Origin of the sequence: Leisingera thetidis (genome assembly GCF_025857195.1) — a bacterium.
Taxonomy (GTDB): Bacteria; Pseudomonadota; Alphaproteobacteria; order Rhodobacterales; family Rhodobacteraceae; genus Leisingera; species Leisingera thetidis.
The window spans coordinates 43,963-70,000 of the sequence record NZ_CP109787.1 but is presented as its reverse complement, the minus strand read 5'-3'; the positions used below and the strand labels follow the sequence as shown (position 1 = coordinate 70,000).

Annotated in this window: 24 protein-coding genes and 1 tRNA gene; 13 read left to right on the top strand and 12 right to left on the bottom strand. The window is 62.2% G+C overall.

The features are described 5' to 3' along the window. Positions 1-29: 29 nt before the first annotated feature. From OKQ63_RS00335 to OKQ63_RS00325, 3 genes are all read left to right on the top strand, one after another. The gene (locus OKQ63_RS00335; RefSeq protein ID WP_264212021.1) at positions 30-467 is read left to right on the top strand and encodes a DUF302 domain-containing protein; all 438 of its coding nucleotides are present in this window, start codon (positions 30-32) and stop codon (positions 465-467) included. Positions 468-553: 86 nt separating this feature from the next. Beyond that, positions 554-1,117 carry a YgdI/YgdR family lipoprotein gene (locus OKQ63_RS00330; protein WP_264212020.1) on the top strand — a complete coding sequence of 188 codons (564 nt, stop codon included), beginning with the start codon at positions 554-556 and terminating at the stop codon, positions 1,115-1,117. 249 nt (positions 1,118-1,366) lie between these two features. Beyond that, the gene (locus tag OKQ63_RS00325) at positions 1,367-1,489 is read left to right on the top strand and encodes a hypothetical protein (RefSeq protein WP_264212019.1); all 123 of its coding nucleotides are present in this window, start codon (positions 1,367-1,369) and stop codon (positions 1,487-1,489) included. A gap of 277 nt (positions 1,490-1,766) precedes the next feature. On the opposite strand, the gene clpB is transcribed toward OKQ63_RS00325, so the two are convergent. Beyond that, positions 1,767-4,385: an ATP-dependent chaperone ClpB gene (gene clpB / locus OKQ63_RS00320; RefSeq protein WP_264212018.1), complete on the bottom strand. Its 2,619-nt coding sequence runs from the start codon at positions 4,383-4,385 to the stop codon at positions 1,767-1,769. Between the two features lie 349 nt (positions 4,386-4,734). Here clpB and pyrF point away from each other — a divergent pair, with 349 nt between their 5' ends. Next, complete coding sequence (gene pyrF, locus OKQ63_RS00315; RefSeq protein WP_264212017.1) at positions 4,735-5,469, top strand: orotidine-5'-phosphate decarboxylase; 735 nt, start codon at positions 4,735-4,737, stop codon at positions 5,467-5,469. A gap of 378 nt (positions 5,470-5,847) precedes the next feature. On the opposite strand, the gene OKQ63_RS00310 is transcribed toward pyrF, so the two are convergent. Continuing rightward, positions 5,848-6,270 carry an NUDIX hydrolase gene (locus OKQ63_RS00310; RefSeq protein WP_264212016.1) on the bottom strand — a complete coding sequence of 141 codons (423 nt, stop codon included), beginning with the start codon at positions 6,268-6,270 and terminating at the stop codon, positions 5,848-5,850. 88 nt (positions 6,271-6,358) lie between these two features. On the opposite strand from OKQ63_RS00310, the gene OKQ63_RS00305 reads away from it, so the two are divergent. Next, on the top strand, positions 6,359-7,612 hold the full coding sequence (locus OKQ63_RS00305; RefSeq protein WP_264212015.1) for a DNA polymerase IV: 1,254 nt from the start codon (positions 6,359-6,361) through the stop codon (positions 7,610-7,612). Positions 7,613-7,631: 19 nt separating this feature from the next. Here the strand turns inward: OKQ63_RS00305 and OKQ63_RS00300 are convergent, their stop codons facing one another. Beyond that, a complete protein-coding gene (locus tag OKQ63_RS00300) occupies positions 7,632-8,492 on the bottom strand; it encodes an N-formylglutamate amidohydrolase (RefSeq protein WP_264212014.1) in 861 nt (286 codons plus the stop codon). 162 nt (positions 8,493-8,654) lie between these two features. Between OKQ63_RS00300 and OKQ63_RS00295 the strand changes: the two genes are divergently transcribed. The 4 genes from OKQ63_RS00295 (at position 8,655) to OKQ63_RS00280 (ending at position 11,411) form a co-directional block, all read left to right on the top strand. Then, positions 8,655-8,729 (top strand) — tRNA-Val (locus OKQ63_RS00295). Positions 8,730-8,807: 78 nt separating this feature from the next. Then, complete coding sequence (gene ykgO / locus OKQ63_RS00290; RefSeq protein WP_005648635.1) at positions 8,808-8,933, top strand: type B 50S ribosomal protein L36; 126 nt, start codon at positions 8,808-8,810, stop codon at positions 8,931-8,933. A gap of 380 nt (positions 8,934-9,313) precedes the next feature. Then, a complete protein-coding gene (locus OKQ63_RS00285) occupies positions 9,314-10,330 on the top strand; it encodes a Fe(3+) ABC transporter substrate-binding protein (protein ID WP_264212013.1) in 1,017 nt (338 codons plus the stop codon). Positions 10,331-10,550: 220 nt separating this feature from the next. Further along, positions 10,551-11,411 (top strand): CobW family GTP-binding protein, encoded by an 861-nt coding sequence (locus OKQ63_RS00280; RefSeq protein WP_264212012.1) that lies wholly within the window; start codon positions 10,551-10,553, stop codon positions 11,409-11,411. Positions 11,412-11,472: 61 nt separating this feature from the next. Here OKQ63_RS00280 and OKQ63_RS00275 read toward each other — a convergent pair whose 3' ends face one another. From OKQ63_RS00275 to OKQ63_RS00250, 6 genes are all read right to left on the bottom strand, one after another. Then, entirely contained in the window at positions 11,473-13,152 is a 1,680-nt protein-coding gene (locus OKQ63_RS00275) for an ABC transporter permease (RefSeq protein WP_264212011.1), read from the bottom strand. A gap of 162 nt (positions 13,153-13,314) precedes the next feature. Further along, on the bottom strand, positions 13,315-14,532 hold the full coding sequence (locus OKQ63_RS00270) for a phenylacetate--CoA ligase family protein (RefSeq protein ID WP_264212010.1): 1,218 nt from the start codon (positions 14,530-14,532) through the stop codon (positions 13,315-13,317). A 17-nt stretch (positions 14,533-14,549) separates the two neighbouring features. Next, positions 14,550-15,398: an ABC transporter ATP-binding protein gene (locus tag OKQ63_RS00265; protein ID WP_264212009.1), complete on the bottom strand. Its 849-nt coding sequence runs from the start codon at positions 15,396-15,398 to the stop codon at positions 14,550-14,552. Between the two features lie 115 nt (positions 15,399-15,513). Further along, the gene (locus OKQ63_RS00260; RefSeq protein WP_264212008.1) at positions 15,514-16,797 is read right to left on the bottom strand and encodes an ABC transporter substrate-binding protein; all 1,284 of its coding nucleotides are present in this window, start codon (positions 16,795-16,797) and stop codon (positions 15,514-15,516) included. Positions 16,798-16,888: 91 nt separating this feature from the next. Then, entirely contained in the window at positions 16,889-17,965 is a 1,077-nt protein-coding gene (locus OKQ63_RS00255) for a branched-chain amino acid ABC transporter permease (protein ID WP_264212007.1), read from the bottom strand. Positions 17,966-18,039: 74 nt separating this feature from the next. Then, positions 18,040-18,303: a hypothetical protein gene (locus tag OKQ63_RS00250; protein WP_264212006.1), complete on the bottom strand. Its 264-nt coding sequence runs from the start codon at positions 18,301-18,303 to the stop codon at positions 18,040-18,042. A gap of 102 nt (positions 18,304-18,405) precedes the next feature. Here OKQ63_RS00250 and OKQ63_RS00245 point away from each other — a divergent pair, with 102 nt between their 5' ends. Next, positions 18,406-18,738, top strand: a complete 333-nt coding sequence (locus OKQ63_RS00245) for an SHOCT domain-containing protein (RefSeq protein WP_264212005.1) — start codon at positions 18,406-18,408, stop codon at positions 18,736-18,738. 27 nt (positions 18,739-18,765) lie between these two features. Here OKQ63_RS00245 and OKQ63_RS00240 read toward each other — a convergent pair whose 3' ends face one another. Then, positions 18,766-19,752, bottom strand: a complete 987-nt coding sequence (locus tag OKQ63_RS00240) for a branched-chain amino acid ABC transporter permease (RefSeq protein WP_264212004.1) — start codon at positions 19,750-19,752, stop codon at positions 18,766-18,768. Positions 19,753-19,854: 102 nt separating this feature from the next. Then, positions 19,855-20,673 carry an ABC transporter ATP-binding protein gene (locus OKQ63_RS00235; protein WP_264212003.1) on the bottom strand — a complete coding sequence of 273 codons (819 nt, stop codon included), beginning with the start codon at positions 20,671-20,673 and terminating at the stop codon, positions 19,855-19,857. Between the two features lie 88 nt (positions 20,674-20,761). On the opposite strand from OKQ63_RS00235, the gene OKQ63_RS00230 reads away from it, so the two are divergent. Beyond that, the gene (locus OKQ63_RS00230) at positions 20,762-20,947 is read left to right on the top strand and encodes a hypothetical protein (protein WP_264212002.1); all 186 of its coding nucleotides are present in this window, start codon (positions 20,762-20,764) and stop codon (positions 20,945-20,947) included. A 53-nt stretch (positions 20,948-21,000) separates the two neighbouring features. Here OKQ63_RS00230 and OKQ63_RS00225 read toward each other — a convergent pair whose 3' ends face one another. Continuing rightward, positions 21,001-22,965 (bottom strand): AMP-binding protein, encoded by a 1,965-nt coding sequence (locus OKQ63_RS00225; protein WP_264213967.1) that lies wholly within the window; start codon positions 22,963-22,965, stop codon positions 21,001-21,003. A gap of 447 nt (positions 22,966-23,412) precedes the next feature. On the opposite strand from OKQ63_RS00225, the gene OKQ63_RS00220 reads away from it, so the two are divergent. Both OKQ63_RS00220 and OKQ63_RS00215 read left to right on the top strand, forming a co-directional pair. After that, the gene (locus OKQ63_RS00220) at positions 23,413-25,314 is read left to right on the top strand and encodes a hybrid sensor histidine kinase/response regulator (RefSeq protein WP_264212001.1); all 1,902 of its coding nucleotides are present in this window, start codon (positions 23,413-23,415) and stop codon (positions 25,312-25,314) included. Further along, on the top strand, positions 25,311-26,015 hold the full coding sequence (locus OKQ63_RS00215; protein WP_264212000.1) for a response regulator transcription factor: 705 nt from the start codon (positions 25,311-25,313) through the stop codon (positions 26,013-26,015). Before OKQ63_RS00220 ends, OKQ63_RS00215 begins: the two co-directional genes overlap by 4 nt. The last annotated feature ends 23 nt before the right edge of the window (positions 26,016-26,038 follow it).

Here is a 26,038-nt window from a genome sequence, read left to right as displayed (position 1 = left end):
TCATGCACAGCTGCCCTGGGAGACCAACCGTGAAACAGCTTATTGCCGCAGCGGCCCTTGCCCTCACTGCCCAGTCCGCCGTGGCGCAAGAGGCCGTGCGCTACACCACAACACTGTCCTACGACGATGTGGTATTCGGCTTGGAGAACGCCATCACAAACCGCGGGCTGGTAATCGACCATGTCAGCAATGTGGGCAGAATGCTGGAGCGCACCCGAGCCGAAGTCGGCTCTGACATTGTGCTGTTTCAGAACGCACAGGTATTCTCCTTCTGCTCCGCCAAGCTGTCGCGGCAGGTGATGGAGGCGGACCCGATGAACATCGCCTTCTGTCCCTATGATATCTTCGTGGCCCAGCTGCCCGAAGCGGAGGAAGTCACCATCGGCTTCCACGCCTTCCCGCAGGGGGAGATGCAGCTGATCCAGCAGCTTCTTGACGGAATCGTTAAGGAAGCCATCGAGGAATAAGCCGCCTGCGCGAAATTTCCCCGCTGCAAGCCCGGAGTGACTTCATTATGCTGGCCGGAAACGAAAACAGCACCGGGCAGACCTGCATGAAATCCCTCCTTGTTTCCTTAATGATGCTGGCCGCCGCCACGCTGGCCGGCTGCTCCTCCGGCCCTACAGCCACCAAGAACGATGTCGAGGAACTCGCACGCGCCTTGCAATCCCTTGACCCGGAGGTGGACCCGACCGAAGCCCGTCGCGCGGCGGAAATCGCCTACAGCTACTCAGCCCAGCTGGCACAGCAGTATAATGTCACCACTTCGCCGATCCTCCATAACACGCTGGTGAACAGCGGCGTAAAGGAGCGCGGTGTTTGCGTGCATTACGCTGAGGACATGCAGGCCCGCCTCAATCAGGAAAACTTCCAGACCCTGTCGATGCTGCGCGCCATTGCTGAACCGAAAAGTGATTTCCGCATCGACCACAGCACCGCGGTGATCGCCGCCAAGGGCGACGGCATCTATGACGGCATCGTGCTCGATCCCTGGCGCTATGGCGGCAAGCTCTATTGGTCCGCCACCACCAAGGACCCCCGCTATGACTGGGAGCCGCGCCTGGAAGTGCTGCGCCGGAAGTATGAGCGGCGGATGGCCAAGGAGGCGGCGGAGTAAGACTTGCCCTAGAGAGGTCCGGTAAAAAATGCGCCGCCAGCGCCCGACCCTCGGGGTCAGGCGCTGGCCCGGGCCAAAGGCCCGGACGATTTGGAAGCGATTCAGAACAGCCGTAACATACGTTTTCTACAGCCACGCTCCTCATCATCTTGATCAAAAAGAGCTTTCAAACTACAGGCGCTGAGGGTGTCTCGCAGACACACCTCACTCTATAATTGAATAGTTTCAAATTAGGGAGGGCAGCGACTAATGACAAAAGCCCGGTTTGCGATTGCCTTTGAAGGAGACCCCTTCAACGATGGTGAAATCCATGTACGCGATTTAACGCCAACATTGTTGGCCTTTGAAAATGCTGTGCAGGCGGCCAACTAAGCCCTCAATGAAGATCGCGCAGACGCCCGACTCAAACTGGCGGCTACGGAAAAAGGTTCGTTCGTAGCAGCACTAACATTAAATGTCGGTTGGATATTCGCTGCCGCCTGAGGGAAGAACAATCGCTGTCAGCTTCCAATCTCATCAAAACTATTTTTGTAGAGGAAGTGCTAGAGCATCGATCCGGAGCAAGGCAGATGCGCCTTTTGAAGTTGCCGACGGCATCTAATATTAAAAAGCCCGCCATCGCGGGCGGGCTTTCCTCTTTCTGCGCCTCTCAATGCACCACGGCATCGTCGGGTCTGGGCCTCTCTGACGTCCCCAGACGGTCACCGATGATCAGCCCCTCGCTGCCAGCTGTGACCGGAACGGTATGGCCGTCCCTGATCTCACCGCCCAGCAGGGCTTCGGCAAGCGGGTTCTGCAATGCACGCTGAATCACCCGCTTCAGGGGACGTGCGCCGAACACCGGGTCATAACCTTCATCCGCCAGCCAGGTCTTGGCTGCCGCGTCCAGCTCCAAGGCGATGTTGCGCGCCGCGAGCCGCTTGAGCAGCCGGGCCAGCTGAATTTCGACTATGCCGTCCATGTCCTTGCGGTTCAGGCGGTCGAAAATGATGGTCTCATCCAGACGATTCAGGAACTCGGGCCGGAAATGGGCGCGCACCGCGTCCATCACGTCGCGCTTGGCCTCCGAGGCATCGGCACCGTCCGGCAGCTGGCTGAGCGCCTGCGCGCCGAGATTCGACGTGAGGATGATCAGCGTTTGCTTGAAGTCCACGGTACGGCCCTGGCCATCGGTCAGAACGCCATCATCCAGAACCTGCAACAGCACATTGAACACATCCGGATGCGCCTTCTCGACCTCGTCGAACAGCACCACCTGATAGGGCCGGCGGCGCACAGCCTCAGTCAGCACCCCGCCCTCGTCATATCCGACATAGCCCGGCGGCGCACCGATCAGACGGGCGACCGAGTGTTTCTCCATGAACTCCGACATGTCGACGCGCACCATCGCGTGCTCATCGTCGAACAGGAAGCCGGCAACCGCCTTGGTCAGCTCAGTCTTGCCGACGCCGGTCGGCCCGAGGAACAGGAAGGAGCCCAGCGGCCGGTTCTCGTCATTGAGGCCGGCCCGCGCCCGGCGCACCGCATTAGCTACCGCGGTCACGGCAGCATTCTGGCCGATCACCCGGCGGTGCAGCTCATCCTCCATGCGCAACAGCTTCTCGCGTTCCCCCTCCAGCATCTTGGAGGTCGGAATGCCGGTCCAGCGCTCAACCACCGCGGCGATCTGCTCGGGCCTCACGGCCTCCTCGACCATCAGCCCCTTCTCTTCCTGTTTCTCGGCGTCCGCCAGCTGCTTCTCCAGCCCGGGAATGACGCCATAGGACAGTTCCCCGGCTTTGGCGAGGTTGCCCTCCCGCTTGGCGATGTCGAGCTCGGCACGGGCGCGGTCCAGCTGCTCTTTCAAGTCGCGGGCCGAGGCCAGCTTGTCCCGCTCCGACTGCCACTGCGCGGTCATCTCGGCAGACTGCTCCTGCAGTTCAGCCAGTTCCTTCTGAAGCTTCTCCAGCCGGCCCTTGGAGGCTGCGTCGTCTTCCAGCTTCAGCGCCTCTTCCTCGATCTGCATCTGCAGGATCTGCCGGTCCAGCGCATCCAGCTCTTCCGGTTTCGAATCCACCTGCATCCGCAGCCGCGCGGCGGCTTCGTCCACCAGGTCGATCGCCTTGTCCGGCAGGAAGCGGTCGGTGATATAGCGGTTCGACAGAGTCGCCGCTGCCACCAAGGCCGCATCGGCGATGCGCACCCCATGGTGCAGCTCGTACTTCTCCTTGATTCCGCGCAGGATCGAGACGGTGTCCTCAACCGTCGGCTCCGTTACCATCACCGGCTGGAAGCGTCGAGCCAGGGCTGCGTCCTTCTCCACATATTTACGGTATTCATCCAGCGTTGTCGCGCCAACGCAATGCAGCTCGCCGCGCGCCAGAGCCGGTTTGATCAGGTTGGCCGCATCCATGGCGCCGTCGGATTTACCGGCGCCGACCAGCGTATGCATCTCGTCGATGAACAGGATGATCTCGCCCGCGGCCTCAGTCACCTCGGTCAGAACCGCCTTCAGACGCTCTTCGAATTCGCCGCGGTATTTCGCTCCGGCAATAAGCGCGCCCATGTCCAGCGACAGCAGCTTCTTGTCGCGCAGGGATTCGGGCACATCGCCATTGATGATGCGCAGCGCCATGCCCTCGGCAATCGCGGTCTTGCCCACGCCCGGCTCACCGATCAGAACGGGATTGTTCTTGGTCCGGCGGCTCAGCACCTGCATCGAGCGGCGGATTTCCTCGTCACGCCCGATGATCGGGTCGATCTTGCCCTCGCGGGCTGCCTCTGTCAGATCGCGGGCGTATTTCTTCAGCGCGTCATAGCCTTCCTCGGCCGTTGCGGAATCCGCCGTGCGCCCCTTGCGGATATCGTTGATCGCCTCATTCAGCTTCTGCGCGGACACGGCTCCGGCTTCCAAGGCGTCCTTGGCCTTGGATTTCACCATGCACAGCGCCATCAGCAGCCGTTCAACCGGCACAAAGCTGTCGCCCGCCTTCTCCGCAATCTTTGCGGCCTCATCCAGCACCTTGGCGGTCTGGCCGTCCAAATAAATCTGCGCCGCATCGCCGCTCACCTTGGGCTGCTTGGCAACCGCAGCTTCAACTGCCTCAGCCACGCGCGCAGGCGCGCCGCCCGCCCGGGAGATCAGGTTGCTCGCCAGCCCCTGATCGTCATCCATCAGTGCTTTCAGAATATGCTCCGGCACCAGCCGCTGGTGCCCCTCGCGCATCGCAATGGTCTGCGCCGCCTGCACGAATCCGCGTGCACGCTCAGTGAACTTGTTCAAGTCCATCTTGCTCTCCTTTTTCAAGCGCCCGATGTTTGGCAGCGCCCGCTAGGCGGCACGCCCCGGTCCGGGCCTCAAGGTTCAATTTGGGAAGCGATCCCGCCGCTTCAACCCATTCTGCGCGCAAAAGGTGAGCAAATCCCTGACCTGCGTCAACTTTGTGTCTTGCCGGCAGCCGCCTTGCGCAACCGCGCCGCGCGCCCGCGCGGCGCCGGGCCCAAAATCTGTAATATGCCCCTTAGGGGCATCTTCAGATGCGGGAGCGCCCACCACCGCATCCACACCTTGCCGAACAGGCCCCCCTTGCGTATGAAACGCCAGTTTCACGCCACACCCGCTGCAAAAGGACCGCCCCATGACCCAAACCCCGCGCGCCGACGACCGCCTGATTGTTGCCATGGACGTCCCCAACGCGCTGGACGGGCTGAAGCTGGCCGAACAGCTGGGCGATGCGGTCTCCTTCTACAAGATCGGCCTCGGCATGCTCACCGGCGGTGGGCTGGCGCTGGCCAATGAGCTGAAGCAGGAGCACGGCAAGCGCATCTTCCTCGACATGAAGCTGTTCGACATCGGCGCCACCGTGGAAAACGCGGTGCGCGGCCTGGCGCAGTTTGATCTCGACTTCCTCACCGTGCATGGCGACCCCTACGTGGTGCGCGCCGCTAAAGAAGGCGCGGCGGGCAAGGACCTCAAGATTCTTGCCGTCACCATCCTCACCTCGCTCGACCGACAGGATCTGGACGGCGCACTGATCAAGGACGGCGCGGTGCAGGAGCTGGTCCTGGAGCGGGCCGGCAACGCCTTTGCCGCCGGCGCTGACGGGGTGATCGCCAGCCCGCAGGAGGCCGCGCTGATCCGCGCCCTGCCCGAGGCCGAAGGCAAGCTGATCGTCACCCCGGGCGTCCGTCCTGCAGGTGCCGACCTCGGTGACCAGAAGCGCGTCGCCACCCCCGCCCGTGCCATTGGTGATGGCGCCGACCACATCGTTGTCGGCCGCCCGATCTGGAAGGCAGACAGCCCGCGCGCCGCAGCTGAGGCCATCCTGGCAGAGCTGGCTGCCACGCAACCCCAACAGACGAACTGCGGCTGAGACGCCCCCGGTCCTGCCGGTCCCGCCTGCGCTGTGGCTGGCCCAGACAGCGTCTTGCCTAAAAAACAGGCAGAAATAAAAATGAGCGGCAAGGGCATCTTTTTCTCACTGCCAAAGCGCGCGCCCGGGGTGACGCCACGTCAAGATCCTCTTTTCGCTGGCGAAACCCGCCATGGTCCGAAACTCTGCGCCAAATCGTCCTGTGCCCGAAAAGGCACACCTGAAAAACCCGCAGACCCCGCCCGGTCCTGCAAACTTTGCGAAACACAGGCGGGTGGGCGATTCTGGACTTGAGACACTCCCCAGACGGGCTTTTCTTCCTGAGGTCCGTCACCTCCCCCCGCCAACCAGCGGGGGATCTTTCTTTCCAGCCCCCTGTCAGCCCCGCCACACCGCAAGGTATTCCTGCAGGCGTTCTGCAAAATGCGGCACTGCCAAAGGATGCGCGCAATAGGCCTCCGGCGCCATCAGTGCCCATCCCTGCCCCTCATCCCCGAACCGGATCCGGCCAGCCGCCGCGGCGGGGAGATGTGCAGCGAAAAACCAGACCTGCCCATGCGGGCGTTGAAACGCTTTTGACCAGACCAGCACCTGCGGCGGCAGCTCCAGTCCAACTTCCTCCCGGGTTTCCCGCAGCGCACAGGCCTCTGGGCTTTCCCCGCCTTCCCGGCCGCCGCCCGGCAGGTCCCAATGCCCGGGATAGGGAATCTCCTGCTTATCATCGCGCAGGATAACCAGCAGGTCCCCGCCCAGAAACAGAGCCAGCTTTGCGCCGGAAAAATCGTGTTTTGCAAATGCCATGATCTGTCACTTGGCCGCCTGCCGCGCTAAAGACAAGCCCTCAGCCGCAAGCTACACTGGCCATCCACGAAATCAGCTGCCCGCACCCATGCATGCCCTCTGCCGAGACTGCCTGAACCAGATCCCCCCCGCCCGGCGCTGCCCTCATTGCGGCAGCCCGCGGATCAAGACGCATGCGGAGCTATTTTCCCTCACCATCGCGCACATGGACTGCGACGCCTTTTATGCCAGCGTCGAAAAACGCGGCAACCCGGAGCTTGCCGCCAAACCGGTGATCATCGGCGGAGGCAAGCGCGGGGTGGTCTCCACCGCCTGTTATGTCGCCCGTATCCGCGGGGTGCGCTCCGCCATGCCGATGTTCCAGGCGCTGAAACTGTGCCCTGATGCGGTCGTGATCAAGCCGCGGATGAACGTCTACGCCGAGGTCAGCCGCGAAATCCGGAAAATGATGAATGAACTCACCCCGGAGGTGGAGCCATTGTCGCTGGATGAGGCCTTCATGGATCTTGGCGGTACCGAAAAGCTGCACGGGATGCCGCCCGCTGTCATGCTCGCCCGGCTGGTCAAACGCATGAAAGACGAATTGGGCGTCACCGGCTCCATCGGTCTTTCCCACAACAAGTTCCTGGCCAAGGTCGCCTCAGACCTCGACAAGCCACGCGGATTTTCGGTGATCGGCAAGGCAGAGACGAATGACTTTCTGCGCGAAAAACCGGTGCGCCTGATCTGGGGCATCGGGCCGGCCGCCCAGGCCAGCCTGGACAAGGCCGGCATCCGCACGTTTTCGGATTTGCTGCGCTGGGACCGGGACGCGCTGCACAGCCGTTTCGGTTCGATGGGCGACCGTCTCTGGCACCTTGCCCGCGGCCAGGACCGGCGGCGGGTGTCGGCCCACGCCCCGATCAAATCGATCTCCAACGAAACCACTTTCTTCGAGGATACTGCCTGCCTGGAGGTGCTCGACGGCCACTTGTGGCGGCTGGCCGAGAAGGTTTCGGACCGCGCCAAGGCGCGCGAGCTGGCAGGCCGGGTTGTCACCCTCAAGCTGAAGCGCGCCAACCATTCCGCACTGACCCGGCGGGTAACACTGCACAGTCCCACGCAAATCGCTGACCGGATCTACCGTACCGCCCGAAATTTGCTTGGCCAGGTCGGCAATGAAGGCCCCTACCGGCTGCTGGGCTGCGGCATCTCTGATCTGGTGCCCGAATCGCAAGCCGACGAGACCGGCGACCTTTTGGATCCCCAGGCAGGCAAACGGGCCAAAGCGGAACGCGCCACCGACGCGATCCGCAAGCGGTTTGGGGAGGGGGCGATCCTGAAAGGCCGCGCACTGCGCTGAGCGACAGACCGGTTCCTTTTCACTCCGCCGCCAGCGGCATCTCTTCACGCCCGATCATCGCAATCTCGGCGATCACCTGGCGCAGCAGCTGCTGCAAAGGTTCGAAATTCGCGTTGGGGCAGACATTGGCTTCATCCATGTAAAGCGCCCGGTCGATCTCGATCTGGACCGCGTGCTGGCGCCGCGACGGGCGGCCATAAGTCTGCGCTATATAGGCACCGGCAAAGGGCGTATTGCGGGCAACCCTCAATCCGGCCGCGGCAAAGGCTGCCTCTATCCGGTCCACTATGCTGTTGTCGGCCGCAGCGCCAAACCGGTCGCCCAGCACCACCTCGGGCTTGCCGGAACCGCAGGGCGCCATCGTATCGACCGCTTCATGCGGCATCGAGTGGCAATCCACCAGAATCGCCTGCCCGAACTGCCGGTGTGCCTGATCCAGAAGCCCCTTCAGCGCCTTATGATAGGGATGCCAGCAGCACCTGATCCGCTGTTCCGCCTCAGCCAGCGTCAGCTTGCCGCGATAGATTGCACGCCCATTCGCCACCACCCGGGGAATGACACCCAGGCCAGATGCCACCCGCGGGTTCTGCCCGCGCCGCTGCACCCCTTCGATCACCGCCGGATCCAGTTCATCCGGTGAGCGGTTCAGATCCAGATAGGCGCGCGGCTTGACCGCCGTCAGCAGCGGCGCGCCGAAATCCGGCGCGGCCGCAAACAGCCGGTCGACAAAGGCGTCTTCCGAGCTGCGGATCACTTTCCGCCCCAGAATCGACTGGGCCAGAAAGGAATCGGTGTAGTCGGTACCGCTGTGCGGAGAGGCAAAAACCACGGCTGACGCCAGTTTCTGCGGCAAGTTCACGGAAAACGCTGTATCAGGCATCCTTGCTCCGGTGCTTCTTTTGCAAGAAACAGCATAGAGCGGAAATTTCTGCGGTCAAAAGCTCTTGCACCCGTCTGCGACTCTATTTATAGACCCCTTCACCGGCGCGGCACCCCGCGCCCCTTGCACTTCTAAGGGGCCGGATGGCGCGCAGGCCAGAGTGGGCGATTAGCTCAGCGGTAGAGCACTTCGTTGACATCGAAGGGGTCACAAGTTCGATCCTTGTATCGCCCACCATTCCATTCACTGCCCGGGCCACGGCCAAGGCACCCGCAACCCAGGCGCTGGTTCGCGCCGCAGACAAGGAGAGAGACCATGAAGGTCAAGAACTCGCTCCGTTCGCTGAAGAACCGGCACCGCGACTGCCGGGTAGTGCGCCGCAAGGGCCGCGTCTACGTGATCAACAAGACCCAGCGCAAGTTCAAAGCGCGCCAGGGTTAAGATCCGACACAGCGACACGCAGAAAACCGCATCATCCGATGCGGTTTTTTTTCGTTTGGCGCCGATGTTTCCCGATCAAAAGAAAATGACACACTCCTGCGCCCGCGGATCCACCGGCTGACGCCGGGCGATGCTTGGCGGCCTCGGGCGTGGATCCGCCAGAAGACCGGCGACGGGCCGGCGAAGCTAACCGTTTCCTGGCAGACCCGGTATCGCGCCCCAACAGCAGCGGCCTGGGTCCGGTATGGTTTCCGAAGCCCCCATGCATCGTCGCGGCAAATTATCCGATCTCTTTTGTCGGAAATTCATTGCATCCTTCGGAAATTCCTTTAATTGACTATTTCAGTCGGAATAAAAGCCACTGAAGAACGGGACACCCAATGCTGAAAGCCACCACCGTACTGGCCGGCGCGCTGACCGCGGCCATTGCCACCACCGCTGCTGCCGAAGGCGAGTTGAACATCTATTCGTCGCGCCACTATGACACCGACGAACAGCTCTATTCGGATTTCGAAGAAGCTACCGGCATCACCATCAACCGCATCGAAGGCAACGCGGATGAGCTGATCGCCCGGATGAATGCCGAGGGCGAGAACTCTCCCGCCGACATTCTGATCACCGTCGATACCTCGCGCCTGGCCCGGGCCAAGAACGCCGGTGTGCTGCAAAGCATCGACAGCGAAGTGCTGGAGGCCCGCGTGCCCGCCTATCTGCAGGACGAGGACAATCAGTGGTTCGGTTTCAGCCAGCGCTCCCGCATCATCTTCTACGACAAGGCTGAGGTCGCAAACCCGCCGCTGACCTATCTGGACCTGGCCGATCCCGCGTATAAGGGCAAGGTTTGCATCCGCTCCTCCAAAAACACCTACAACCAGACCCTGCTGGCATCGATCGTGACCCATCACGGCGCTGAGAAGGCCCGCGAATGGGCTGAAGGCGTGGTCGCCAACATGGCCCGCGACCCGCAGGGCGGCGACACCGACCAGATGCGCGGCATCATCTCCGGCGAATGCGATATCGCGGTAGCCAACAGCTATTACTTCGCCCGTTCGATCCGCAAGGACGTCAAGGGCATCTCCGAGAACCGCGACCAGATCGGCTGGCTGTTCCCCTCGCAAAACACCGAGGGCGCGCATATGAACCTGTCCGGCGGCGGAGTGGCCGCGCATGCACCGAACAAGGACAACGCCGTCAGGTTCCTGGAGTACCTCGCCAGCGATTCCGCCCAAGAGTACTTCTCGGCCGGCAATGACGAGTACCCGGCAGTTCCGGGCGTCGGCCTGGCCCCGTCGATCGCAGCATTGGGCCATTTCAAGCCGGATGACGTGAACCTCTCGGAGGTCGCCGAGAATCTCCCCGAGGCACAGAAGATCTTCAACGACGTCGGCTGGAAATAATACCGGCCCGCAGGATCCGGAAAAGCGCGGCCCCCGCCGCGCTTTTTTTGCAGCTGTACGGTCCCGGAATGGCACGGCAGCTGCCAGGTTATCAAAAGTTCAATGCAATCCCAGCTTTCCCTAGACCCAATTGCACCGGCCCCCTATACGTTCGCGCATCTTGAAATTCGGGGGCAAACGTGCCGCCGGTAGCATGCCGCACTCTGGGGGAACAGAGCTTATGAACCGGTTGCCGGTAACGATTATCAGCGGGTATCTGGGCGCGGGCAAAACCACCCTGATCAACCGCTTGCTGCAGGAGGATCACGGGCTGAAGCTGGCCGTGATCGTGAATGACTTCGGGGCAATCAACATAGATGACGCCCTGATCCAAGACACTGACGGCGGCAAGCTGGCGCTCTCCAATGGCTGCGTCTGCTGCTCGATGGAGGATGACCTCTCCGCCGCGCTGCGCGATATTCTGACCCGTCCGCAGCGTCCGGATCACTTGGTGATCGAGGCCAGCGGCATTGCCGACCCGGTTGCCATCGCCAATACCGTGCTGAATGAAACCGGGCTCAGCTATGGCGGCATCGTCACCCTGGTGGATGCGGAGAACGCGGAAACGCTGCTGAACGATCCTCTGGTTGCACCGCAGGCAGAGCAACAGATCCGCGCTGCGGACCTGGTGATCGCCACCAAATGCGATGAGATCTCCGATACGCTTGGCGCCATGCTGAAAACAGCCGGCGCCCGCACGCCGACGGTGCTGAACGGCATACCCGTGGCAGAACTGCTGTTTGACGTGGTGCCGCTGCCCAAGGGCCGCGCGGTTGCCGCCCACCCCGCTTATGCCACCTGGCAGCACCGCAGCCGTGCCGTGCTGGACCGCCGTGCGCTGGGAGACAAGCTGGCAGACCGGCCTGCAGGGCTCTACCGGATGAAGGGGTTTGTTCTGACCACCGGCGGCGCCTATGAGCTGCATGTGGTCGGCCGCCATGTCGAGGCCAAACGCTGCCAGGCCGAAGAAACCGTCCTGGTGGGCCTTGGCCCGTCCGACCGGGTTTCCCGCGACGAGATTGAGGCCTGGTGGGCGGCCTGATCTGCCGATCCAGGAAAATTCTGATTTTTCCCGGCAGAAGTTTTACTTGAAATTCTTGCGCCTAGCGCCGCCGCCCCACCTGGCGGCAGATTAGGATCACCGGCAGCAAGCCAACCGCCATGATCACCAGCGAAGGCACCGCAGCGCCCTCGAGCCGTTCGTCCGCGGCCAGCCGGTGCGCCTGCACCGCCAGCGTGTCGAAATTGAACGGCCGCATGATCAGCGTCGCGGGCAGCTCTTTCATCACATCCACGAAAACGATCAACAGCGCCGTCAGCAGGCTGGGAGTCAGAATCGGTAAATGCACCCGGCGCAGCATCCCCATAGGACCCTGCCCCAGCGAGCGCGCCGCCGCATCCATATTGGAATGCATGGTGGCCTGCCCGCCTTCATAGGCCCCCAGCGCCGCCGCCATGAAGCGCACGCCATAAGCCGCTACCAGCAGCCAGATGGAACCGGTGACCAACAGCCCGGTCCGGATGCCGAAAGCCTCCCGCATCCAGGCATCCACCGCGTTGTCGAAAGCCGCAAAAGGCACGATCAGCCCCACCGCGATCACCCCGCCAGGCACCGCATAGCCCAGCCGGGCGAAATAGGCCGCAGCAGCGGATACCCGGCCGGGCCGCAGCCGCTGATAAAACCCGAGACACACCGCAGCCGCCACCGTCAGCACTGCCGCCGACGCAGCAAGGGTGATAGAATTGGTGGTAAAATCGATATAGCGGCGGCTGAGCAGGTTTTGTTCGGAGTCAAAGCTCATCAGGAGCAGCACCGCCACCGGCAGCAGGAACCCCAGCACCACCGGCACCGCGCAGAAAAAGATGGCCACCGCCGCCCTGAACCCGCCCAGCTCCGCCGGCAGCATCTGGTTGTGGTGCTTGCCCGCATGGTGGTACTTCGCTCGCCCGCGGGTCGCGCGCTCCACTACCGCCAGCGTCAGGGCAAAGCCCAAGAGGCACAGCGCCAGCTGCGCCGCTCCGCCCCGGTCGCCCAGCGAGAACCAGCTGGTGTAAATGCCGGTGGCAAAGGTCTGCACCCCGAAATAGGACACCGTGCCGAAATCTGCGATGGTCTCCATCACCGCCAGCAGCACGCCGGATGCAATCGCAGGCCGCGCCATCGGCAGGCTGACCATCCAGAACGCCTGCCAGGCGTTCTTCCCCAGCGCCCGCGCTGCCAGAAAGGCCCCTGCGCTCTGCTGCAGAAACGCCGCCCGCGCCAGCAGGTAGACATAAGGATACAGCACCAGCACCAGCATCGCCGCCGCACCGCCGGTAGAGCGGATCTCCGGGAACCAGTAATCCCGCGGTCCCCAGCCGGTTGCCTCGCGCAAGGCCGATTGCACGATGCCGGGATGGTCCAGGATATGGGTATAGGCATAGGCCAGCACATAGGCGGGGAAGGCCAGCGGCAGCACCAGAGCAACTTCCAGAAACCGCGCACCGGGAAAGCGCGCCATCGTCACCAGCCAAGCAGCTCCGGTGCCAACCGAAAAGGTGCCAAGCGCCACCATTCCAACCAGCGCCAGAGTGGTCAGCGAATAGCCTGGCAGCACCGTGCCGGCCAAATGGCTGATCGTCTCGGTTCCGCCAAACGCCGCCGCCAGCGCCACCGCCAGCATCGGCAGCACACAGGACAGCGCCACTGTCCAGGCCAGCACGGCAAAGACGCCGCCGCCGGACTTGCCGACGCGGCGGCGCCCCTTGGGGGCGTATTCTATGGGGTCATTCGCGGCAGTCATTTTGAAGCAGTCTTGGGGTCCGGCTGATAGTTTGCATCGCCCTATTACGACTATTCCAGTCAGAAATTCCAGCCAGAAAGCGCCTTGGCTCCCTGTCCCTGCCCGGAACGGCAAACGGGCGCCCTCGCCCGGCGCCCGTCCATTTCGGAAATTCCAAGCGGATCAGTCGTAGGTCCGCCGATCCTCGATCACCAGGCCGTCCTTGGGCAGCGCACCCGGTGCCACCACCTCGACCTTGCCCTTGAGCTTCAGCACTTCGACCACCGAGCGGGAAAAGGCCGCTATGTCGCCGCCCGCGGCTTCGATTTGCACCGTCATCGCATCCATCTCGCCATCACGGCTGGCAATGACGCGGGCCTTGACGATCTCGTCATGCTTGCCGACCAGCGCTGCGACCTGTTCGGGCCGCACGAACATGCCCTTGATCTTGGTGGTCTGATCGGCACGGCCCATCCAGCCCTTGATCCGCAAATTGGTGCGCCCGCAGGGCGAGGCACCCGGCATCACGGCACTCAGATCGCCGGTGGCAAATCGGATCAGCGGGTAATCAGGATTCAACGTGGTCACCACCACCTCGCCCACCTCACCCGGTGCCACCGGATTGCCGGTGCCGGGGGTGACAATCTCGACGATCACGTGCTCGTCGACGATCATTCCCTCCATCGCCGGGCTTTCGTAGGCGATGTTGCCCAAGTCCGCAGTGGCGTAGCATTGCAGGCAGGAGATCCCGCGATCGGCATATTCCTGGCGCAAGGACGGGAACAGCGCGCCGCCGCCCACCGCCGCCTTAGAGAACGCCAGCTCCACACCCATCGCATCGGCCTTGTCCAAGATCACCTTCAGGTAATCCGGCGTGCCTGCGTAGGCCGTGGCGCCGACATCGCGCGCGGCGGTCACCTGCAACTCAGTCTGGCCGGTGCCGGCGGGAAGCACTGCCGCTCCAACCGCCCGGGCGCCGTTTTCAAAGATCATGCCGGCGGGCGTCAGGTGGTAGCCGAAACAGTTCTGCACCACATCGCCCTGACCGATGCCGCAGGCGTTCAGGAACCGCCCCATCCGCCACCAGTCGCCGTCCACCCCGCCCGGCTCATAAATCGGGCCGGGGCTTTGGAAGACATGGGCAAAACCATGCGCAGGCTTCACGGTAAAGCCGCCAAAGGGCGGATTTTCCGCCTGTGCCCGGCTCAGCTCCGACTTGCGCAGCACCGGCAGTTTCGCGAGTGCCTCAGTTGAGGTCACGGCTGCCGGGTCTACGCCCTCCAGCAATCCGGCATAACCAGCCGCGGTTTTGGCGCGGGTAATCTGGTCCGGCAGCGCCCTGGCCAGATCTGCAGCGCGTTCGTCGGCACTGCGGGTTTCAAGCGTATCAAAATAGCTCATCACATCACCATCCCGCATCAGCTCAGCCACCGCTTGCGGCGGCGGTAGGACCGCACGTCGCGGAAGCTCTTGCGCCCCTCATCCGACATGCCGAGGTAAAATTCCTTCACGTCCGGGTTCTCGCGCAGCTCTGCCGCGGGCCCATCCATCACAACCCGGCCCGACTCCAGGATGTAGCCATAGTGGGCATAGCGCAGGGCGACGTTGGTGTTCTGCTCAGCCAGCAGAAAGGTCACGCCCTCCTGCTCATTGATCGACTTCACGATCTCGAAAATCTGCTCCACAAGCTGCGGTGCCAATCCCATCGAGGGTTCATCCAGCAGGATCGTCTCCGGGCGGCTCATCAGCGCCCGGCCCATCGCCACCATCTGCTGCTCGCCGCCCGAGGTGTAGCCCGCCTGGCTCTTGCGGCGTTCCTTCAGGCGCGGGAAGTAGCTGTATACCATCTCAAGGTCTTTCTGGATGTTCGCGCCGCCGTCCGAACGGGTATAGGCGCCGGTCAGCAGGTTTTCCTCTACCGTCAGGTGCTCGAAACAATGTCGGCCTTCCATCACCTGGATGACGCCCTTTTTCACCAGCTCTGCCGGGTCCTGCTCATGCACATGCTCGCCGCGGTACTTGATCGAGCCCTTGGTGACCTCGCCGCGTTCCGAGTGCAGCAGGTTCGACACCGCCTTAAGCGTAGTGGTCTTGCCGGCTCCGTTGCCGCCCAGCAGCGCGGTGATGCCGCCCTTGGGCACATTCAGGCTCACGCCCTTCAGGACGAGGATCACATGATTGTAGATCACCTCGATATTGTTGACCTCCAGCAGGGTCTCGGCCTGCACATCGGCGGTGTCGGCGGCGGTGTTCGCTGCATCCAGCATCAAAGCGTGTCCTCATGCCTGTCCCGGACCTGAGCCGGAACCCTGTTTGCGCAGCGCGGCGGCCCCCCGCCGCGCCGGTTGTTCCCGGCCCTGCCAAGGCAGGGCCGCCAAGCCCTTAGTTGCAGCGGGGCTCGATGTTGTTTTCAGCCGCGTAGGCGCCCGAATCTTCCTCGATCAGCTTGCCGATCACTTCGGTGTCAGAGGGTTTGAAGTCCGAGATCAGCGACCAGGTCTTGCTCTCCGCATCCCACTGGGTCACGCCCACAAGGCCGGGGCCGCCGTGGTTGTCGCAGGACACGTTGAAGGTCGGGCCGAAGTTCGGCATCCCCAGCGCTTCCATCTTGGCTTCATCGATCACCAGCGCTTCCATGCCGTCGCGCATCATCGCCGCTGTGATGTCCGCGGTGCCATGGATTTCCTGCGCGGTCTTGGCGGCCTCAGCTGCGAGCATCGCCGCGTACATGCCGCGGTTATACAGGACGTTGCCGACCTGATCGCCGGCACCCGCGGCCTTGCCTGCATCCACGACATATTTCTGGATGTCGTCAAACACCGGGAAGTCGCGGCCCACGTTGTGGAAAGTCACCGCCTTATAGCCATCGGCCTTGTCGCCTGCCGGCATAACATCATGCTCGGCACCGGACCACCACACGCCGATGAAGTTCTCCATCGGGAAACGGATGTTGGCAGCTTCCTGGATCGCCACCTGGTTCATCACGCCCCAGCCCCACATCACGACATTGTCGGGACGCTCGCGGCGGATCTGCAGCCACTGCGACTTCTGCTCCTGGCCCGGGTGATCCACCGGAAGGGCAATCAGCTCAAAGCCATGCTTCTTGGACAGCTCTTCCAGAGTGCGGATCGGCTCCTTGCCATAGGCGGAGTTGTGGTAGACCAGCGCAATTTTCTTGCCGCTGATGTCGCCGCCGTTGGATTCCAGCAAGTAGTTCACCACGCCCGAGGCACCGTTCCAGTAGTTGGCCGGATAGTTGAACACATGGCTGAACACTTCGCCGTTCGCGGCCGAAGTCCGGCCATAGCCCATGGTGTGCAGCGGGATGTTGTCCGCGGTCACCTTGGGGATCAGCTGGTAGGTAATGCCGGTGGACAGCGGCTGATAGATCAGCGCGCCCTGGCCCTTGGTGGACTCATAGCATTCCACGCCTTTTTCGGTGTTATAGCCGGTCTCGCATTCGATCACCTTGGCCGGCACACCGCCGATGCCGCCATCGCGCTCGTTCAGCAGGGTGAAATAGTCGTTGTAGCCATCCGAGAACGGGATGCCGCCCGCCGCATAAGGCCCGGTCCGGTAGCTGAGGTCCGGGAACACCAGGTCCGCCATTGCCGGACCGGCTGCCATCGCGGCGCCCAGCGCCAGTGTGGTCAGTGTCTTTTTCATCGGCTTAAATCCTCCCTTTGGTCTTATCCGATGGTTTCCAAAAACGGGGGTGGTCTTGCTTTTCTCCCCGCCAGCTCTCAGGCCGCCCGCATCAGTGCGGGAACGGCCACAGTCTCAGTTTCTCCTTGGCGACGCGCCACAGCTGCGCCATGCCGTGCGGCTCCGCGATCAGGAAGACGATGATCAGCGCGCCGACGATCACCAGCTGGAAATGCGCCACGATGTCAGTGGGCCAGTTCAGCAAATCCACGCCCACAACTTTCAGGATCACCGGCAGCAGCACCAGGAAGGCGGCGCCGGCAAAGGAGCCGAAGATCGAACCCAGCCCGCCGATAATCACCATGAACAGCACCAGGAAGGACTTACTGATGCCAAAGGCCTCGCCGACCTCGACTGCGCCCAGGTAGACCGCAAAGAACAGCGCGCCGGAGATGCCGATGAAGAAGCCGGAGACGGCAAAGGCGGTCAATTTGGCCTTCAGCGGGTTCACCCCGATGATCTCGGCGGCGATATCCATGTCGCGGATCGCCATCCAGCTGCGGCCCACGGTGCCGCGGGTCAGGTTGCGGGCGACCAGCGCGCAAACAGTCAGGAAGATCAGGCAGAACAGATAAGTGGCCCAGGCCGGCGCATTGGGGCCGGTGATCAGGATGCCGAAAGTATCCCGCTCCGGCGCGTTGATCTGCCCCGAGGCGGAGTAGTTGTAGAACCATGGCACCCGGTTGAACAGCCACACCAGAAAGAACTGCGCCGCCAGCGTCGCCACCGCCAGGTAGAACCCCTTGATGCGCAAGCTGGGCAGGCCGAACAGCACACAGACGCCAGCGGTGATGCCGCCCGCCAGGACCACATGGATGAACATGCTGACTTCGGGAAAGGCGGTCATCAGCTTGTAGCAGGCATAGGCGCCAACAGCCATGAACCCGCCGGTTCCCAGGCTCACCTGCCCGCAGTAGCCGACCAGAATGTTCAGCCCGATCGCGGCAATCGAATAGATCAGGAACGGCAGCAGGATCGCATTGGCCCAGTAATCGTTGATCAGGAACGGGATGATGCCAAAGGCCACGGCCAGCACCACATAGTACCGGTAGCGGTCGAATTTGATCGGGAAGGTCTGGCTGTCATCGGCATAGGAGACTTTGAAATCCCCGGCTTCACGGTAGAACATGTCTCAGATGCTCCCTTTCTCTTGCAAACGGGCCCCGGTCCGGGCGTCTGTTTTGATTGTTTCAGAGGCGGCATTCATTCGACCTGCCCCCATAGGGCCTGCGCCGCATCGCGCTGCTCGCGGGTCCTCCGCTTGGACGGCCTGGCATAGCCGCTGCGCTCGCTGCCGCGCACCAGCCGCAGATACGCGATGATCCCGGTGATCAGGCCGAAGGCGGCCAGCAGGGCAGCGGTCACGATCTGGGTTTCCGTGAACCCTTCCGCCGTCAACGCCAAGTATCCGAACGACCAGAACCCGGCCCAGGCAATCACGTTGATGATGGCAATCGCCTTGGTCATGCCGCGCTCCCAGCGTTAACCAGTTTGTCAGAAATCCGTGTCTGGCCACATTTTGCCCATTTCTTTGTGCCACCCTTTGCTTGGGTAAAGTGAGTGGGAACAATGACCGCGATTTTCGAGGAAATCCGGCGGCTGGAGGCCGCGCGGAAGAAGGGTGACATCTCAGCCGCCGAATTTGCAGTGGCCAAAGCCAAGCTTCTGGAAACGGTGGAAGACGCAACAGTGCTGCCGCCGTTCCAGCCGGCAGCGCCGCGGCGGCGGGCTTCCAGCGCCGCACCCGGACCCTGGGGACTGATGCTGATGGGTATTTGCGGGGCAGGACTGCTGACGGTGCTGGCGGCGCAGCTCATCGGCGACTTGACCCTCGCCTTCACATTGATCGCCACGGTGTTCGCCGCCATCGTCATCGCCGCCTTCCGCCGACTGGAGGGCTGAGCACCAGGGGAGCAGATCATATGAGCCTCAGACCCGTTCAATGATCTTCTCCCCGAACAGGCCCTGCGGGCGGAACACCAGGAACAGCAGCGCCAGCACATAGGCAAACCAGTTCTCGGTGGCGCCGCCGACCATCGGGCCGATGGCGAATTCGAACAGTTTCTCGCCCACACCAATGATCAGGCCGCCCACGATGGCGCCGGGGATCGAGGTGAAGCCGCCCAGCATCAGCACCGGCAGGGCTTTCAGCGCGATCAGCGACAGCGAGAACTGCACGCCGGACTTGGTGCCCCAGACGATGCCCGCAACCAGCGCCACGAAGCCTGCAACCGACCAGACCAGAACCCAGATGAAGTTCAGCGAGATGCCGACCGACAGCGCCGCCTGGTGGTCATCCGCAACTGCGCGCATCGCCCGGCCCTGCTTGGTGTACTGGGCAAAGCAGACCAGGCCCGCCACCAGCAGCGCCGCAATCACTGTCGCCACGATATCCAGGTTGTCGATGAAGAAGCCGTAGCCGAAGATGTTGAAGGTGGCTTCGTCGATCCACAGGTTGATCCCCTGCGGCAGACCCACGTCCAGCGTCTTGATCTCGGAGCCCCACATCAGGTCGGCGACGCCTTCCAGAAAATACGCCAGACCGATGGTGGCCATGAACAGGATGATCGGCTCCTGGCCCACCAGGTGCTTCATCACCAGCACCTGCACCAGCCAGGCCAGCAGCACCATCACCGCCACCGTCAGGGCAATCGCGAGCACCCCGGGCACGTTCCAGCCGAAATGGGTGATATGGCCGCCGAAGACCGCATTGATGACATGCGAGAACGGCACCTGCCCCTGCATGATCCCGACCAGCGTCATCGCCGCAAACAGCGCCATGACCCCTTGCGCATAGTTGAAAATGCCGGAGGCCTTGTAGATCAGGACAAACCCCAGCGCCACCAGCGCATAAAGCACGCCCGCCATCAGGCCGTTCAGCGTCACTTCCATCGCAAAGACGAGTTGTTCAGGCATTAGAGACTCTCCTCGGAATTCTGCGCGGTGGCGGTGCACAGGGGGTGCACAGGGGGTGTACGGTAGTCATCCCGCCGGGGCCGGGTGTTGCTGCGTTGCAACTCAGTCATGGGAAACCCCCAGATAGGCGTCGATCACATCCTGGTTACTGCGCACTTCAGACGGTGTGCCGTCCCCGATCTTCTTGCCGTAGTCCATCACCACCACACGGTCGCTGAGATCCATCACCACGCCCATATCGTGCTCGATCAAGGCAATGGTGGTGCCGAATTCGTCGTTCACATCCAGGATGAAGCGGGACATGTCCTCCTTCTCTTCGACGTTCATGCCGGCCATCGGCTCATCCAGCAGCAACAGCTTCGGCTCCGCCGCCAGCGCGCGCGCCAGCTCGACCCGCTTCTTCAGGCCATAGGGCAGCCGCGAAACCGGAGTCTTGCGGATGTGCTGGATCTCCAGAAAATCGATGATCCGCTCCACAACCTCGCGGTTCTCGGTCTCTTCCCGCTCTGCCTTGCCCTTCCACAGCGCCTGCGCAAACAGGCCTGTTTTCATGTAGTTGAGCCGCCCGGTCATGACGTTGTCCAGAACGCTCATGCCCTCGAACAACGCAATATTCTGGAAGGTGCGGGCGATGCCCTGGCGCGCCACCTCATAGGGTTTCATCTGCGGGCGCTTCTTGCCGTGGAACAGCACCTCGCCCTCCTGCGGCACATAGAAGCCCGAAATCACGTTCAGCATCGAGGATTTGCCGGCCCCGTTGGGACCGATGATCGCGCGGATCTCGCCCTCGCGGATATCGAAGGAGATGTCCTTGATCGCCACCACGCCGCCGAACCGCAGGGTGATATTCTTCATCTCCATCACCACACCGCCGATGGTGCGGCCGTCCTCGGTGACGTAGCTTAAGGAATTGTCAAGCATAACAACGGCCTCCATTTTTTTGCCACATAGAAATTTTAAGATTTCCATGCGATACTTGTTCAAAACGAGCAGCAAGGAGATCGAAGTTATGTTCGGCGAACTTGAGCATTCCTGCCTTCTGAAGATGGCAATCGAATGCAAGCAGATGGGCCTTAGCCAATCCGAAAGCCTGGCCTCCATTATCGAGCAAACCCATGGGTTCAGCTCCCCCTTCAAGATCCAGCAGGTGGTCAACACGGCCTACAATCCCGGCCTGAACCCCGACCTGATCTGAGGATCGCCCGGCCTGCCCGGCACGGGGCGGAAGTGTGTCCGGAGATACAGGCCTCATTCTGCGGCCACCTTGTGAACCGCTGCCGGTTTCACATCCGCATCGACAATGGTCAGCGTCGCTTTGATCGAGCCCTTGCGGCCATCTTCATAGGTCACCTCCGTGACCGTCGAGACCTTTTCCGAACCGTCGTAGAGTGCGGCGATGATATCGGCAAATTTCTCTTCCACGATGCGGCGGCGCACCTTGCGGGTACGGGTCATTTCACCGTCATCGGCATCCAGTTCCTTGTGCAGGACCACAAAGCGGTGGATCTGGCACCCGGACAGCATCGGATCCTCTGCTACCGATTTATTCACTTCCGTCACATGCGAACGGATGGTTTCCAGAACCTTCGGATGGCCCGCCAGTTCCTGGTAGGAGGCATAGGCGATATTGTTGCGCTCAGCCCAGTTGCCCACCGCCGTCAGATCGATGTTGATGAAGGCGGCACAGCGGTCGCGGCCATTGCCGAACACGACTGCCTCCAGGATATCCGGGTAGAATTTCAGCTTGTTTTCCACATATTTGGGCGCAAACATGCTGCCATCAGCCATCTTGCCCACGTCCTTGGCGCGGTCGATGATCCGCAGATGGCCGGAGCTGTCCTCGAAGAAGCCGGCATCGCCGGTGGCCACCCAGCCCTCGGGGTCCTTGGTCGAAGCGGTGGATTCCGGGTTCTTGTAGTACTCCACAAAGGTGCCGGGTGAGCGGTAGTAGATCTCGCCATTATCGCCGATCTTGATTTCCACCTCCGGTGCCGGAACGCCCACGGTATCGGCCCGCACTTCTCCATCAGGCTGCACCGTGATGAACACGGTGGCCTCGGTCTGGCCGTAAAGTTGTTTCAGATTGATCCCAAGCGAGCGGTAGAAATCGAAGATCTCCGGCCCGATCGCTTCCCCCGCGGTGTAGCCGACGCGGATACGGCCATAGCCTAGGGTGTCCTTGAGCGGCCCGTAGACCAGAACATTCCCCAGCGCGTACTTCAGGCGGTCCATCAGCCCGACCGGCTTGCCGTCCAGAATGTGACCGCCGACTTTCTTGGCGTGGGCCAGGAAGTGATGGAACATGTTGCGCTTCAGGGCGCCCGCGTCCTCCATCCGGATCATCACATTGGTCAGCTGGCCTTCGAACACGCGCGGCGGCGCAAAGAAATAGGTCGGACCGATTTCGCGCAGATCGGTCATCATGGTGTCGGCGCTTTCCGGGCAGTTCACGCAGAAGCCGCACCAATAGGCCTGGCCCACTGAAAAGATGAAATCTCCCACCCAGGCCATCGGCAGGTAGGACAGGATATTTTCGCCCTTGGTCAGACCGTCGAACTCGGCGGAGTTCTTGGCGCTTTCGATAACGTTGCGGTTTGACAACACCACGCCCTTGGGCTTGCCAGTGGTGCCGGAGGTATAAAGCATCACGCAGGTGCTGTCGTAGGTCAACTTGTCCTGGCGCGCCTGCAGTTCGCCGGCCAGTTCGTCACGGGCGGCGCGGCCCTGGTCCTGAATATGGCTGAACTGGTGCAGCTGCGCATGGTCGTATTTCCGCATGCCGCGCGGGTCGAGATAGATCATGTGCTCGAACTGGTGGAGCTGATCCTGGACCTCGATCACCTTGTCGGCCTGCTCCTGATCGCCCACGATCACAAAGCGCGCACCGCAATGGCCCAGCACATAGGCCATCTCCTCTGCCACCGCGTCCTGGTAGAGCGGCACCGGCACGGCACCCACCGCCTGCGCCGCAACCATCGACCAATATAGATAAGGCCGGTTGCGGCCGATAATGGCGACGAAATCGCCCTCGTTCACGCCGAGGTTGACAAGCCCCAGCGCCAGCGCCTCGATTTCTTTCGCAGCCTCGGACCAGGTCCAGCATTGCCAGATGCCGAATTCCTTTTCCCGGTAGGCCGGCGCGTTTGCGAATTGCACCGCATTGCGTTGAAGCAGCGCCGGCAGGGATTGCATCCCTTCGGCGCCCATCTGCATCTGAGCCAACTTTCTTTCCTCCCTTTCCGGCGTTGCTGCCGGACCGGCCGCTGTCCGCGGCTCTGGCCCCGATTAGGGACGACCGGATGTTAACCCGTCAACTTTTTCCTGATGTTTTCCCAAATCTTACAAATTGTAACAGCATAGGCCCCCTTGTTTTCCGGGCTGTTACGAACAATTGCCGTAGCACCAAAAATTGGAAATACTGCAACACTCCTGCAACCGCCCTTGCAAAGCGCGCGAAATGCGCACGAACCGGCGGATTTCGAATCAGATGCAGAGGCTGGTCTTTTTTAAGAACGGAATCAGATGTGCCATCATCAGCACACCATGCCCGGCAATCAGAAGGCGACCGCGGCCTTGACGCCACGGCACGTTTACCGTCCGCGGCCGAATGGCAATTTGCTCCGCAACCGCCGCAATGCTAGCCATGGTCCGGGGAGCACCATGAACCGCACAAGCAAGCAGCACGCCGCCATGACGACCGCCGGGCTGAATCTGATCGCCCAGGCGCTGTCGATTTATGACAACGACCTGCGGCTGGCCGTGTGCAACCGCCGCTTCCAGGAAATGTTCAATCTGCCGGACCACCTGGCCCAGCCTGGCGCCGCCTTTTCCGACACCATCCGCTTTCTGGCCGAAAGCGGCGAATATGCCCCGGAAACGGATATCGAAGAAATTGTGCGGACCCGTGTCGAACAGGCCCTGGATTTCGTGCCGCATTACTTGGAGCGCGAACGTCCCAACGGGCAAATGATTTCGATCGAGGGCTCGCCGCTGCCGCAGGGCGGTTGGGTCACAGTCTACACCGATATCACCCGCACCAAACAGGCGGAGCAGCTCCTGCGCTCCCGGTCTGAGGAAATGTCAGAGAAACTGATTGCCTACACCGAGGAGCTTTCCGCCGCCAACCGGCAGCTGGCGGCCAGCAATACCGCGCTGGAGGAGGCCAAGCGCCAGTTGACCGAAATCGAAGGCCGCACCCGCCTCACCACCGAAATGATGCCGGCTCATATCGCCCACGTCGATGCGGACGGCTATTACACCTATACAAACCGCCGCCTCAGCTCGGTGTTTCCCAGCCGCCCATCTGACATTCTGGGGATGCATATCTCCGACGCATTGGGCGAGGACGCCTTCGAGCGGATCGAACCGCATCTGCTGGCGGCCTACAAAGGCGGCAGCCCGGTCTTTGAGTTCACCGAAAGTCACGGCAGCCGCCGTATCCGGGTGGCCTTCACCCCGGACCAGCACGGCGGCGTCTATATCCTGTCGATGGATGTAACCGAGGAAACCCAGGCCCGCGTCGCCCTGCAGCAGGCGCGCCGGCGCGAGATGGCAGCACAGATGACGTCCGGCCTTGCGCATGACTTTTCAAACCTCCTGACAATCATTCTCGGCATGCAGGGCAAGCTGGAGAAGATGGAGCTGAGTGACGGAGCCGCTGAACTGATCAAGGGCACATTGTCCGCCGCAAGACGCGGCGGGCGGCTCTTGAACCGGATAGCCGAGATGACCGGCCAGCGCAGCCTGCGTCCGCAGGCCACCGACATGCACACGCTGCTGGGCGAGCTGAAGATTCTCGCGTCGCCATTGCTGCCGCAGGGGATTGGGCTCAGCATCCTCGACAACATGCCCGACGAGGTGCTGCTGCTCGACAGCGGCAAGCTGCAGGATGCGCTGCTGAACCTGATCCTGAACGCCCGCGATGCCTGCGGAACCACCGGGCAGATCACCGTCAGTGCCCATGCGGTGGGCCGGACCTGGGTAGAGATCACAGTTAGCGACACCGGGCCCGGCTTCTCACCCGAGGCATTGGACAAAGCGCTCAATCCCTTCTTCACCACCAAGGGCAGCGAGGGATCCGGCCTCGGCCTGCCAATGGTCTATGACATGGCAAAGCTGGCGGGCGGCGACATTCGGATCGGCAACGGCGTCTCCGGTGCCGCGATCATCCTGCGCCTGCCTTACCGGCTGGCTCCGGATGCAGGCGGCGGAATGGCCTTGCTGGTAGAAGACAGCGAGGAGCTGCGCGCCGCCTTCCGGGACATGCTGATAGATCTCGGCTACTCGGTAATCGAAGCCGCCAGTGTGGATGAAGCCTGCGCGCTCACCGCCGGCCTTCCGGACATCGCCCTGGTCCTATCGGACATTAAGCTGGAAGGCACCGCCACCGGCATCGACCTGGCCTCCCGCCTTGACGGTTCCGGCCTGCCCTGCATCCTGATGACTTCGCTGCCGGTCAGCGATCCGCTGTTTCGCAAGGCATTGAAATGCGGCCCGGTTTTGCGCAAACCTTTCACCACGCACCAGCTGTCCGAGCTGATCAAACCGGAGCCTGCCGCATGACGCCCCCCCTGGTCACCATTCTGGATGACGAGCCGGAGATCCGGCAGATCCTTACCGATACATTGGAGGAAGCCGGCTTCCGGACCCTCAGCTTTTCCCGCGCACGGGAGTTCGAAGCCGCGCTGAACCGGATGACCCCGGATGTCTGCCTGGTCGATCTGTCGCTGCCCGACACTGACGGTCTGGCGCTGGTACACCGGCTGGCGCTGGAGCAGGGCGCCGCTGTCATCATCATCTCCGGCCGCGCCCAGGTGCAGGACCGGGTGACCGGACTGGAACTGGGCGCCGATGACTACATAACCAAACCGTTTGACCCGGCCGAAGTCGTCGCCCGCATCCGCGCCCGCCTGCGCAGCGGCCCCCGCACCATAGCCCCGGCAAGCGACACTGCCCGGTTTTCCGGCTGGACAGCGCATTTCGACCGCTATGTGCTGGAGGACGACACCGGCGCAGAGACGCAGTTTTCCCATGCCGAAGGCGAGGTTCTGCGGCTGTTCTTAGACAGCCCCAAACGGCTGATCTCCCGTGCCCAGATGCAGGAGACACTGGGCGGTGCCGCCGGAGACAGTTTTGACCGGGCCATGGATGTACGTATCTCGCGCCTGCGCACCAAGCTGCGCGAAGACCCCAAGAATCCGCGGCTGATCAAGACGATCTATGGCGCGGGCTACATCTTTCTGGGTGATGTGGATTGGACCTGATTTCGCAAAAGTAGAAAAGCCGT